The organism is Acinetobacter sp. Gutcm_16 (assembly GCF_028649355.1).
GTDB classification, from domain to species: Bacteria; Pseudomonadota; Gammaproteobacteria; order Pseudomonadales; family Moraxellaceae; genus Acinetobacter; species Acinetobacter johnsonii.
Window position 1 is genome coordinate 136711 of record NZ_JAQSUV010000016.1, and the last position, 12522, is coordinate 149232.

Sequence of the window (12522 nt, forward strand, 5' to 3'; positions counted from 1 at the left end):
AACTCGCTGTCAGTAGCAGATCAATTGCTACTATGTGTAAGCTATTGGCAGTAGGCTATGTATCTATGGGGGAGTGGCCTATATTTCTTGATAAGCAGCAGCTTCAAGAATTGCGGGTTATGTAGAAGATTGTAATTGTTAGCGGGCTAAATGAAGTTCGAGTAAATTGCAAACCAGTTTGAAGAAAATAAAATTTTAATACTTCTCTGGGGGATAAAGGAATGAATGGGGTTAAGCTGAATATGACTGGGATAATATCAAAACTATAAAAATAGAAACTTACAGATGGATCGGTCATTTATTGAAAAAAGGCTCTGAAACTTAAAAAATTTATTAAAGTTACAAAAAATTAAAGATTTTTTTTGAGACTTTTGTACAATCAGCCACAACTTAAAATTTAATAATAACGATGCCCAATAATATTTATGCTGCAATAGAGCAACTTGGACTTACTGCACAAAAACGTGCCATTCATATTCAGTTCAGCAATACTTCGCTTAACGAACAAGTATTCCTTCAGCGCATAGATGGAACGCATGAACTGAATGCAGGTATAGAGTTACAGCTTCTTTGCTTATCTACCTCCGCTCATATTCCGTTAAAGCAATTTATTGGTAGTCAGGTGGCTGTCGATATTGTCACTGAAAAATCAGAACTCAATCGTATTTCAGGCATCATCACCAAGGCTGATGTAGGGGCAAGCGATGGCGCTTTAACCATATACCGTTTAACCGTGGAAGACCCGACAGCCTTATGGAAGCATCGACGTAATTCTAGAGTTTTCATGGCGAAGTCTGTTGTTGAGGTGGTTCAAACCATTTTTGCCGAGTGGCAGCAACGTAGTCCCTTATTTGCTTCGAGTCTGACTTTGGATAAAAGTGGGTTAAGCAAAGAATATGATGTGCGCCCATTCATTATGCAAGCGAATGAGTTGGACAGTGAATTTATTCAAAGGCTGCTCTCTTCAGAGGGGATTAACTGGCTTATTGATGAGTCTCAGCTCAAAGTGTCCAGTTCAAGTGAACCTATTCAGCCACAAAAACTTAGACTGATTGATGACAATGCCCAATATCAAAGTTTAGAGCGTCAGAATATTCGCTTCCATCGTAGCAGTGCTGTAGAAAGCAGTGATTCGATTACAAATTTGGTCGGGCAGCGTTCTATACAACCAACATCTGTCCATATTCAACATTGGCAAGCAAATACTTTAGAAGTAGAAGAAGGTGCGGGTTCAGTTCAAAGCAAACATAGCCATAGTGATAATCAAGACAACGCCAGCCTAGGTTTAGAGCAAGCATGGCATTTTTCACCTGCATGGATACAAGACCTTAAAGGTGAAGATGGAACGACCAAATCAGGCAATAGTCAGATTGAAAAGTTTAATCAAAATCTTGGTCGTTATTACGACTTACAAGCCAAACAATTTATGGCTACCTCGACCGTACGAGATGCACAAGTGGGTTACTGGTTTGAGCTCAACGAGCACCCTGAAATTGATCAGCATAGTGGTTCGGACAAAGAATTCTTAATCACATCCAAAAAATTCTATAATCAGAATAATTTACCTAAAGATTTGACCGATCAAATCACAGCTTTGTTGAAACAAACCAATTGGCAACAGGCTGAAATTACAACAAATAATAAAGAAGAACGCCAAGCCAATCACCTCGTCTTACAACGACGTAATATCACAATTGTTCCAGAGTACAATCCTCTGCGACAACGGCCTATTGCATCACCACAACGTGCGAAAGTGGTTGGACCAAGTGGTGAAGAAATTCACGTGGATGAATGGGGGCGTATTAAAGTCCGTTTCCTGTTCACGCGTAATGAAGACAATACTCACGATGGCGGTGCAGGTTCAAATGATAATGACACAGATTCTGCTTGGGTTGATGTGCTCACACCTTGGGCAGGTGAAGGTTATGGTGCACGCTTCTTACCGCGTATTGGTGAAATCGTAGTTATCGACTTCTTTGATGGCAATATCGACAGACCCTTTGTCGTGGGGCGCATCCATGAAGCACAACGTCATCCAAGCAAATTTGACAATACAGGCAAACTGCCTGATACGAAAAAACTGGCAGGGATTCGATCAAAAGAGTACCAAGGAGAGGGCTTCGGGCAACTACGTTTTGATGACACGACGGGTCAGATCAGTACCCAACTACAAAGCAGTCATGGTGCAACACAACTGAACTTAGGGAATTTGAGTCATCCTAAAGAAACGGACACCAGTGAAGGTCGAGGTGAAGGTTTTGAACTGCGTACTGACCAGTGGGGAGCCGTCCGTGCAGGGCAAGGCTTACTTGTTTCCACGTATAAACAAGATCAAGCCAAAGGTGAGCATCTAGATGCTTCTGAAACGAAATCACAATTTGAATCTAGTCTAAGTAATTCAAAAGCTTTAAGTGAAGTTGCTAAAAATCAACAAACCGATCCATTAGAAATACTGGATAATCTAAAAGAGTTTATTGAACAAATTGAACAAGAAAGTGAGGCGAAGGCAAAAGCATTTAAACAAGCTTTAATGATATTGACCTCCCCCCATTCGATTGCTCTGACTACAAATGAAGATGTTCACCTTTCAGCAGATGGTCAAATTGGTCACAGTGCAGGGGGGAGTATTAATTTAAGTACCCAAAAGAATTTACTTGCACATGCACAAAGTAAAATCAGTTTGTTTGCAGCACAGGACGGTGCGAAATTCTATGCAGGTAAAGGCAAAGTTGAAATACAGGCTCAAGCAGATGGGGCTGATTTGATAGCACGTAAAGGTGTACAGATCATTTCAACTGAAGATGCCATTTACATTACCAGCCCTAAAGAAATTAAATTAATCGCTGATGGTTCTGAACTTAAGATTAATAGTTCCGGAGTCTTTGCAACAACTAGTGGAAAGTTTGAGGTTAAGGCGGCGCAACATAAGTTTGTGAGCGGGGCAAGTGTTTTAATCCCTAAAATAACTTTACCGAATCTACCACCTTTAGACAAAAACATCGGCAAATTTTTCTTATATAGAGGTGATGGTAGTCCTTTCATTGAACATGAATATAAAATTCTAGATAAAGTTGGAAATGTGTTAAAGCAAGGCATTACCAATGAGTTTGGTGAAACGGATTATGTTCAGACTGAGCAATCAGAAAAGATTACTTATGATGTGAAAATGTTAAAAGAAGCAGAAAGAATTACAAACAGTTGGCAGAGCCAGCTTGAGGGAAAATATGCCAATTTTTTGAGCCAACTTGATCAGCAATTTACTAATCTTGATGGAGATGAGTAATGTTGCCATTAATCGGTTTAGGTGTAGTACTTGCACGGGCATTTACGGCTGCGTTAACGGTATATGAGCTATATAGCTATGGCTCTAACTTATACGAAGGGCAGGCCAATTATCGACAAGAGCTAGATAAGGCCAAAGCAGAAATAAAGAAAATCATTCATGATCTGGAAAAAGAATTTAATGGTCATCTTTTATATGCTTCTGAAATTGCATATTTAGAGAAATTAAGAAAAGATGATCCTAGAAATGATGAAACACGTCAACCACGACAACGAGGTCATCAAGGCTTTAAAAAACAGATTTCTGAACGAATACCTTTTAGAAAGGTAATCTCGGAAGTTTGTGATAAAGCGAATATTAATAGCTTTCCACAACTTAAAAAGAAAAAGGGAGTGAAGGTCAGTGATTTGCCAAAAGCTAGACAAAAAATATTGGAAAGCTGGGCGGGCCTGATTTTATCTGAGATTGTGAATGAGGATATAGGTAGTGAGTTTCTGATTGCGCGCCTTAAGCAATTAGCTGCTTCTATCATGTTTGAATTTGTGGATGAGATTTTGGGGTGGAAAGCTCCGATTAAAACAGAAGTCTGTTTTGGGGCGAAATTTGAAGATCCTCAGTTACTGTTTCCTGGCAATCCGAGACTTAAACGGATAGGACGTTTTGATCTGAACCCTTTTTATCCAACGCCTTATCATAACCAAAGGGGAAGTATTGCTGCCGATCTAGTAATTGCAGAATCTCGCTTGGAACCGATCTCAAAAACCAATCTTTTTGCGATCGTAGAAATTAAGTTTCAGGGGGATTCAATTAAAAAAGAACAATTTTCTAAATATGATGATTTATTGAAAGAATGCAAGGTAGCTAAAGAGGGTAAGTATGGGAAGAAAAACAATCATTCGGGTAAAGGTATAAAAGAAGGTGGGTATCTTTCTTTGTTTCGTTATCCTGAAGATATAGCCTTAGAAGGAGGCAAGGGTAAACCGAATGAGCAAACAGGAACCAAGAAAGCTGGAAATAGAGGAAAATGATATGAGTACTGTAACTCCATACTTAACAGAAGAAGAGCAAGTAGAGTGGATCGAAGAGATTAAAGCTACAGATAAGCTCTGGGTGACTGGAGATGAAGGGGAAGATGCTTATGGAATAGGTCCCTATGTTTCTTTTTATGTTTATCATTCAGTAGAAGAAGCCCCTCAACTGATTACTAAATTTATTGAACTCTTTAATGAGTTTAATCAAATGAAGAACGAAGAATGGACGCATTTTATACATCCAATCAAAGATGTATTTATTAAAGCAGAAAAGGCTGAAGCATTGCTGGCGGATTTAGATGCAATTTGCCAAAGACAGTATCAGAAGACGGATTCTGTTTATTTTACTGCAACTGTCTCAGACGATACTGAAATTAGTTCAGCCGTGTGGTCATATTCAATGACTATTGCTGAAAGACCATATATGCGATACAGCCATTTAAAAATGAACTTTAGATATGCCTGGTACATTGCAAGTCAGGCGAATAAAGAAAAGTGGCATCGGTTTGTTGAACGTTGTATTGATAAATTAAAGCCTAGACATGCTTATAGTGGCTTTGAGATTGCTCAAGCTGCATCTATGCACTTGGGTAGTTATGAGATTAACAGTCTGGAAAAAATTGTCGCTCAGGCTTTTTATGGCGTAGACATTGATCATCCAGATTTTAATGGTACTCATGATCATGCACGGATAGATGGCTATATTGATTATCAACGGTTAGGCTCTGGCATTCGAACACCTGTCTGGAGCTTTTTACTGGATCCGTATTGGATTACAAAATTAGAGAAAACTGTTGAAGAGATTAGAACTTACTTTAGCCGCTTTAGTGACATTAAGATTAAGGAAATCGAGTATCCCGAAAATCAAACAGGACTATGGATTCGACTTGGAGAACTCTCCATGTATCCTGTTGAAGATGGTGTTCCTGTTTTGCCTGTTTATGCCAATGCTTTAATTAAGCCAATACGTTGTGATGAGCTGAAATTGGTCGGTTATGCGCAATGGGATGATGATCCAAACGAGCATCTGAGTTATGAAGAGGGTATTGCGTGGATGTGTCGTTTTGATGAAGATAGCAGTTGGCCTGAAGGTAAACGAGTCAGTAAGGTTAGTAACTTATCATTGGAAGAAGAAAAACTTAAAGTGAAAGGTGGAGAGCCATGCCCACAAACTGGCTATTGGCAAACACCAGCACGACCTGATTTACGACAGTATTTTGAACAAGGTGATATTCTTCCAACCTTTTCAGAACTAGATTGGGGAGAGGTCTATTGGTATTGGGGTGGTAGAGAGTAGTTTATTGATAGTTTAGGCAGTATCGACAGAACGTTACCACTGAGTAGTTACCAATTTTATAGACACCTTGAAGTTAGATAATGCAGTGCAGTAAGTCTAGCTACTCAACTGTGTGTTTATCATCAGGCAAAAGGATTAGTTCCTACTTATCGAGTACGAGTAGATGTGTGTAAGGGGTAACACTACTAGGACACTACCTCCCAATGTTTTGGATCATCTATTAAGTGAATGACTTCGAGATTAAGATAAATGAATAATTCATCAATAACATTTGTTACTGGTTGTGCTATAAGCCAATCAAATTTTTATCTGACTTCTAATCTTGATGGCTTAGATACTTGGGATCTCTTTTCAAAAACATTCATATATAAACATCAATCTAATGAATGGGTAGGTGTAGATTTAGATGGTTGGAAAGTTATTTCCGTAGCCTTTTTTGAAAATTCAGGGGTATCTTCTTTGCTTGCACTTGAGCAAGATGGTGACATAGGCATCTTTCAAGAAAATAATAATCGACTACAAAAAATTCGCGAGATTGATGATTCTAAAATCCAAGGCCAATTCAATAGAATTAGAGTTATAGATAATTTGTTGTATGTTTGTGGCGATGGATCTCAAATTTACGTGAATCATAATGAGGATTGGAGAGCATTAGGAATAGATTTTTCTGAAGAAGTATTAAATATTCCAAAAACAGATGAATTAAATATGGATTTGGAGTTGAGTTTTGATATTAACCTTTATGATATAAATGGATTTAATTCAAATAATATTTATATTTGTGGTGTAAAGAAAAATGAAGGTTTCATATCTTATTATAATGGGTCATCTTGGAATGTTATTGAAAGAATAACTCCTTCCACTTTATATGAAATTACAATATGTCCAGATAAAAAGAACATTATAATTTCAGGAGAGCATGGAACTTTAATAAAGGGTAATTTCAAAGATGGTTTTAAAAATCTAAAAAATATAAGTATCAACTCTGCTTTCTATTCTACCACTTACTATAAAGATAAGTTATATATTGCATCAGAAGATGGCCTATATATATATGAAGAAGGAATTTATCAATTAGTTGATGCCATTGAGGATATTAAAGGAATTACGTCTATAGAGGAAAAAGAAGGTATTCTATGGGTTCTTTCTTATAAAAAATTGATTCGATTCAATGGAGAAGTATGGGAGAGAATTACACATCCACTTAACGATCCTATTGATCATCAATTCACAAATAATGTTCAGGGTCGGGAGCATTGCCCGCGATCAGGCTATTGGTACACTACAGCAAAAAAAAATTCAAGAAGATTTTTTAATCAAGGTGACATTTTCCCTGATTTTGAAAGTGATTGGGAGGATGTGTACTGGCAGTTTGACGGTGAAGATTAATTGGAATCATTTTAGAAAAGCCATCCTCATTTGAATGGTTTTTTATAACGGCTAAATTATCTAAAAAATATGGCGGAGTAAATTGCTCGATGAGATCACCATAGATAGATTATTTGTGGCTGGATGGATTTATGAGGCACAACGCAGTCCACCCAAATTTGATCAAGTCGGTAAGTTGCCTGATACCAAAAAACTCGCAGGGATCAAGTCCATAGAATACCAAGGCGAAGGTTTTAAATGGTCATCATTCCGTTATCTAGAAGATGTGAGTCCCAAGGATCAATCACAACAGCAGAAGTCAAAGAAATCGAAAGGAAGTGGTACAAGACGATGAGTGATGCAATACATGATGATGAATTATTTTTAAGCGAAGAAGAAGTCGTTGACTATATAGCAGAGTTTAAAAAAGATAGTTATCACACTTATGGGTACGAACAAGAAGAGTTTGGCATTTGTCCCTACATCACATTTTATATTTACCATCAGGATAATGAAGTAGAGGAAATTGCCAATAAAATTATCAATATTTATGAAAATTTTGAAAATAAAATAATTGATAAGCCATTTAAGCGACGCTATCGGGATACAGGTGTCTGGAAAAATTCCAATAAATGGAAGCCTTCTCATAAAGAGTTAATCAATGAAATGCACCAAAGTTTTAAGAGGTATCCTGTATATTTTATAGCAGCAACTACAGGGAATTCTCCTAATCAAAGTGCCCGTTGGGTTTTCTGTGCTCAATTTTCAGATAACAATAATAGTAGGTATACGACATTAAAGCTGTCATTTGGTGAAAAATGGTATAGAGAGCATAAGTCAAAATGGTATCAGTTTGTTCAACATTGTTTAATTAAACTTAATCCGATACAAGCTTATAGTGGCTATGAAATTGGAAATTCGACAAACTTTAATATTGTTTCGCCTGAGTTTGAAACAGCAGAACGTATTTTTAGTGATTACTTTTATGGGCTGGATATAGATCATCCTAATATGAATCATTCTCACGATGATCTTGAAGGCTTTATCTACAGACCTTCGTTAGCCGCAGGTTTGCGAACTCCAACTTGGTGTTTTTTATTATCTCCCTATTGGTTAGATAAATTAGGTTTAAGCGAGGAGCAAATCCGCTTAAAACTAGATGATCCACGGATAGAGATCAGCAAATTGCTAGATGCAACAGATCCTGAAAAATTCAGTCTTTGGATTCAACTTGGGGAACTGTCACTTTATCCTGTTGAAGAGGGTATTCCAGATTTATTGGTGAGGGCAAATGACCTGATAAAACCAATACGTTGTAATGACTTGAAGCTAACTACGTTAGATGCATGGGATGATGACCCTAATCCAAGATTTGATATAGAAAGTTCTCCCCAATGGATTGCCCGTTTTGATGAAGATAGCAGTTGGCCTGAAGGCAAACGAGTCAATAAGGTTAGTAACCTATCATTGGAAGAAGAAAAACTTAAAGTGAAAGGTGGAGAGCCATGCCCACAAACAGGCTATTGGCAAACTCCAGCACGACCGGATTTACGACAGTATTTTGAAGAAGGTGATATTCTTCCAATCTTTTCAGAACTAGATTGGGGAGAGGTCTATTGGTATTGGGGTGGTGAAAAATAAGTTAATCATTTGAGAAAAGCCATCCTCTTTTGGATGGTTTTTTTACTTTTACCGAATGACATGCTGGAGCGTTAATAAATGTCCATACAAGTAAATGAGCAGATAATAGATTGGCAAAAGTGGTTAAGTTTAGAAATAAAAGACCCTGCTTTATTTAGAGATAATTTGCTTGAACAAAAAATGTATAGCAAAAGATTTGATACATTTGTGAATGGGATATATTCCGTAACGGATGGTTTTAGTAATTATAAAAATGAAAAAAAATATGGTGGCTATATTGCGGCAGGTCATCAGCGTTTAAACGATGTCTTAAATTTAATGTCTTTACAGTATTCGGCAGGCGGAAGTCTTGAGTTTTTAAAAGAAATATATCCATATCTACTTCACTGGACAGAAGAGTACGCAGAAGCAAGCCATTTATACAATTTAAGTCCTGATGCTGATGGACGATTTGTTTGGCATATCAGTTTGGGAACAGAAGACTATTGGTATATTACTTTGCGTCTGATTTGTTTTGGGCTATTGACTGGTTATGCGGATCAGATGGATCGGATTATGCTAATCATTGACTATGTAGAAGCAACGCCTGAAGGACAGGAAAAAGATGGATTAATTGAACGTTTAGTTGCTCCTTTTGTTGCAGATCGTGGAACTCCACCAGATGAAGCAAGACGACATTTGCCTTATCGTAAGCTGATTAACGTGTTTAATGCTTCACCTGAACAGCGTCCAGCTTTAATGCTGCAATACCTAGAAGATTGGTATGAGGCGAGCCGCCGAGAGCCTTATTATGATCAGCATCCTCAAACTGATTTAAGATCAGGAAGAGGTTACTATGGCTATTGGTCATGGGAAGCAGCAGCGGTAACGTGGTTGCTGGATATAGATGATACGTCATATTGTGAACATCAGTTCTATCCAAAAGATTTGGTTGATTTTGCTCGAACACAGTCAAAAGTAGTTTTAGATGATCAACAATTAGAACGAATGAAAGTTAAGGGTGGAGAAGCTTGTATTAAAACAGGTTATTGGAGAACACCAGCACAACCAGATTTACGACAATACTTTAAACAAGGTGAGATTGTTCCTGCACTTATCGAGCTAGATTGGGGAGAAGTATATTGGTATTGGGATGGTGAGAAATAATTTAATCATTTTAGAAAAAGCCATCCTCATTTGGATGGTTTTTTACTTTTACCAAATGATATGTTGCCGGAGTAAGAAAGTTGAATAACCAAATAAATGATTTAAATATTGATTGGGAACAGTGGTTTAATCAACAAATACTAAATTATGGAAAATATAGAGATAGTTTCTTACAAGAAGATATGTATCAAAGGCGGTTTGATGCTTTTCTTAATGGTGTTTATTCAGTAACTGATGGTTTTCAAAAATATAAGGCAAATGCTAAATCCAGTAAAATGATGGCTGCTGGGCATCAAAGATTAAAAGATGTCTTAAATTTAATGTCATTACAGTACTCTGCAGGTGGAGATATTGCGTTTATTCAGGAACTTTACCCATATCTTTTAAACTGGACAGAAGAATATGCCGAAATTCATAGGCACTATCATCAAAGTCCAGAGGCAGATGGTCGGTATGTTTGGCATATCAGTTTAGGAACAGAAGACTATTGGTATATTGCTTTACGTCTGATTTGTTTTGGACTGTTGACTGGCTATGCGGATCAGATGGATCGTATTATGCCAATCATTGACTATGTAGAAGCAACACCTGAAGGACAGGAAAAAGATGGATTAATTGAACGTTTAGTTGCTCCTTTTGTTGCAGATCGTGGAACCCCACCAGATGAAGCAAGACGACATTTGCCTTATCGTAAGCTCATTAAAGTGTTTAATGCTTCACCTGAACAGCGTCCAGTTTTAATGCTGCAATACCTAGAAGACTGGTATGAGGCGAGCCGCCGAGAACCTTATTATGATCAACATCCTCAACCAGACATAAGATCTGGAGTTAGCTATTATGGGTATTGGTCATGGGAAGCAGCAGCGGTAACGTGGTTGCTGGATATAGATGATACGTCATATCGTGAACATCAGTTCTATCCAAAAGATTTGGTTGATTATGCTCGAATTCAATATACGTCTTTAGATCAACAAGGTAATACTATGATCAAAGAATTACGATAATTTGTTTCTAATAAAAAAAGGCTGCAAATAGCAGCCTTTTTCTATGACAACATATGTGTCGCGTGACGTTTTACCTTACCAGCTCAACGCACCGCCAGTTTGATAGTCTGTTACACGTGTTTCGAAGAAGTTCTTCTCTTTACGCAAGTCCATCATTTCAGACATCCACTGGAATGGGTTGTTCACACCAGCAAACTGCTCAGGCAAGCCCAACTGAGCTAAACGGCGGTTACAAATGAATTTCAAGTATTCTTCCATCATCGCAGCATTCATACCCAATACACCACGTGGCATAGTGTCACGCGCATATTCGATTTCAAGCATCGTACCTTCAAGAATCATTTGAACGATTTCTTCTTGGAATTCAGCAGTCCACAAGCTTGGGTTTTCGATCTTGATTTGGTTAATCATGTCGATACCAAAGTTCAAGTGCATCGACTCATCACGTAAAATGTATTGGAATTGCTCAGCAACACCATTCATCTTATTACGGCGGCCCATCGACAAGATTTGGCTGAAACCACAGTAGAAGAAGATCCCTTCAAGAACACAGTAGAACGCGATCAAGTTTCGAAGCAAAATTTGGTCGTTTTCAGGTGTACCAGTTTGGAAAGTAGGATCACTTAAAGACTGCGTATATTTCAAGCCCCAAGCTGCTTTACGCGCAACTGATGGAACTTCGCGGTACATGTTGAAGACTTCGCCTTCATCCATACCTAAAGATTCGATACAGTATTGGTAAGCGTGAGTATGAATAGCTTCTTCAAATGCTTGGCGCAAAATGTACTGACGGCATTCAGGGTTGGTAATGTGACGGTAAATCGCCAACACCAAGTTGTTTGCAACCAATGAGTCTGCTGTAGAGAAGAAACCAAGTGAGCGCATAACAATGGTACGTTCGTCTTCAGTTAAGCCATTTTCAGACTTCCAAAGCGCGATGTCATGGTTCATGTTTACTTCTTGTGGCATCCAGTGGTTTGCACAACCATCTAGATATTTTTGCCAAGCCCATTCGTATTTGAACGGTACAAGTTGGTTTAAGTCCGCACGACAGTTAATCATCGCTTTGTCGTCAACTTGTACACGTTGCGCACCCATTTCTAGTTCTTCTAGACCTGGAGCAACATCTAAACTTTCTAAGGCGTTAGATGCTCTTGCCAACGGATCGGCTGAATTTGTTGATCGGCTTCGAGGGGTTGAAGCGGGTTGTGCAGTTGCCACATTCTTCTGTGGTTGCTCTGCAGCAGATACCATCTGCGGATTAGCCGCTTTTTGCGGTTCGACGGGCGCAGACTTGTGTTCAGGTGCAGCCGGTTTTTGCGAATCATCTTCGAAATCGTCCCAACTTAGGATAGACATATCAATTCTCTCTACGTTGCTTTATATCTTTTATCGACATCCAGCAATGCTGAGATGTCTTACTATACGCTTAATTTGTGAAAGCAAAATTAAGTTTTGCCAATCGTTGTTCTAAAACTGAGCATAGAACGTGATTCTCACGACTTATTTTGCTTTCGCTTTTTGCTTTGGTTTGCTTTTACCCAAAAGTAGGCAATCGGCATATAAAACAAAACCACAAAGGAAATCACCAAGGTCGCAAGACCTAACATATAGTTATGTGTCATATGGAGCATGGTGATTTCCTAGGTTGTCTTTAATTTTTTAATCTCCCTAAATCCCTCTTTTAAAAGAAGGACTTTCACACCTCAATAAGTTTGGTGTAATTCCCCTCCTTTTAGGAGGGGTTAGGGG

9 protein-coding genes and 1 pseudogene are annotated in these 12522 nt (G+C 38.3%); 8 read left to right on the top strand and 2 right to left on the bottom strand.

The genetic code is table 11. The features are described 5' to 3' along the window. Positions 1-409 precede the first annotated feature (409 nt). From PTT44_RS02730 to PTT44_RS02765, 8 genes and pseudogenes are all read left to right on the top strand, one after another. Positions 410-3283 carry a type VI secretion system Vgr family protein gene (locus PTT44_RS02730; protein ID WP_168158207.1) on the top strand — a complete coding sequence of 958 codons (2874 nt, stop codon included), beginning with the start codon at positions 410-412 and terminating at the stop codon, positions 3281-3283. After that, on the top strand, positions 3283-4311 hold the full coding sequence (locus tag PTT44_RS02735; protein WP_168158206.1) for a hypothetical protein: 1029 nt from the start codon (positions 3283-3285) through the stop codon (positions 4309-4311). Before PTT44_RS02730 ends, PTT44_RS02735 begins: the two co-directional genes overlap by 1 nt. Beyond that, positions 4268-5611 (top strand): type VI immunity family protein, encoded by a 1344-nt coding sequence (locus tag PTT44_RS02740; RefSeq protein ID WP_252726095.1) that lies wholly within the window; start codon positions 4268-4270, stop codon positions 5609-5611. The genes PTT44_RS02735 and PTT44_RS02740 overlap by 44 nt, the downstream gene beginning before the upstream one ends. A gap of 249 nt (positions 5612-5860) precedes the next feature. Beyond that, on the top strand, positions 5861-7000 hold the full coding sequence (locus PTT44_RS02745) for a hypothetical protein (protein WP_168158205.1): 1140 nt from the start codon (positions 5861-5863) through the stop codon (positions 6998-7000). Positions 7001-7100: 100 nt separating this feature from the next. Then, positions 7101-7301, top strand: a pseudogene (locus tag PTT44_RS02750) (hypothetical protein); the annotation flags it as partial. A 41-nt stretch (positions 7302-7342) separates the two neighbouring features. After that, on the top strand, positions 7343-8620 hold the full coding sequence (locus tag PTT44_RS02755) for a type VI immunity family protein (protein WP_168158306.1): 1278 nt from the start codon (positions 7343-7345) through the stop codon (positions 8618-8620). Positions 8621-8698: 78 nt separating this feature from the next. Next, on the top strand, positions 8699-9766 hold the full coding sequence (locus tag PTT44_RS02760) for a PoNe immunity protein domain-containing protein (RefSeq protein WP_168158204.1): 1068 nt from the start codon (positions 8699-8701) through the stop codon (positions 9764-9766). 80 nt (positions 9767-9846) lie between these two features. Beyond that, a complete protein-coding gene (locus PTT44_RS02765; protein WP_168158203.1) occupies positions 9847-10770 on the top strand; it encodes a PoNe immunity protein domain-containing protein in 924 nt (307 codons plus the stop codon). A 75-nt stretch (positions 10771-10845) separates the two neighbouring features. Here the strand turns inward: PTT44_RS02765 and PTT44_RS02770 are convergent, their stop codons facing one another. Both PTT44_RS02770 and PTT44_RS02775 read right to left on the bottom strand, forming a co-directional pair. Then, positions 10846-12129 (bottom strand): ribonucleotide-diphosphate reductase subunit beta, encoded by a 1284-nt coding sequence (locus PTT44_RS02770; protein WP_078426481.1) that lies wholly within the window; start codon positions 12127-12129, stop codon positions 10846-10848. Positions 12130-12266: 137 nt separating this feature from the next. Continuing rightward, positions 12267-12404 carry a hypothetical protein gene (locus PTT44_RS02775; RefSeq protein ID WP_004695369.1) on the bottom strand — a complete coding sequence of 46 codons (138 nt, stop codon included), beginning with the start codon at positions 12402-12404 and terminating at the stop codon, positions 12267-12269. Between the last annotated feature and the right edge of the window lie 118 nt (positions 12405-12522).

Bases quoted from the DNA above. Each gene is read 5' to 3' on its own strand.
- PTT44_RS02735 (WP_168158206.1), top strand. From the start codon at position 3,283: ATGTTGCCATTAATCGGTTTAGGTGTAGTACTTGCACGGGCATTTACG.
- PTT44_RS02745 (WP_168158205.1), top strand. From the start codon at position 5,861: ATGAATAATTCATCAATAACATTTGTTACTGGTTGTGCTATAAGCCAA.
- PTT44_RS02740 (WP_252726095.1), top strand. From the start codon at position 4,268: ATGAGCAAACAGGAACCAAGAAAGCTGGAAATAGAGGAAAATGATATG.
- PTT44_RS02730 (WP_168158207.1), top strand. From the start codon at position 410: ATGCCCAATAATATTTATGCTGCAATAGAGCAACTTGGACTTACTGCA.
- PTT44_RS02775 (WP_004695369.1), bottom strand. From the start codon at position 12,404: ATGCTCCATATGACACATAACTATATGTTAGGTCTTGCGACCTTGGTG.
- PTT44_RS02770 (WP_078426481.1), bottom strand. From the start codon at position 12,129: ATGTCTATCCTAAGTTGGGACGATTTCGAAGATGATTCGCAAAAACCG.
- PTT44_RS02760 (WP_168158204.1), top strand. From the start codon at position 8,699: ATGTCCATACAAGTAAATGAGCAGATAATAGATTGGCAAAAGTGGTTA.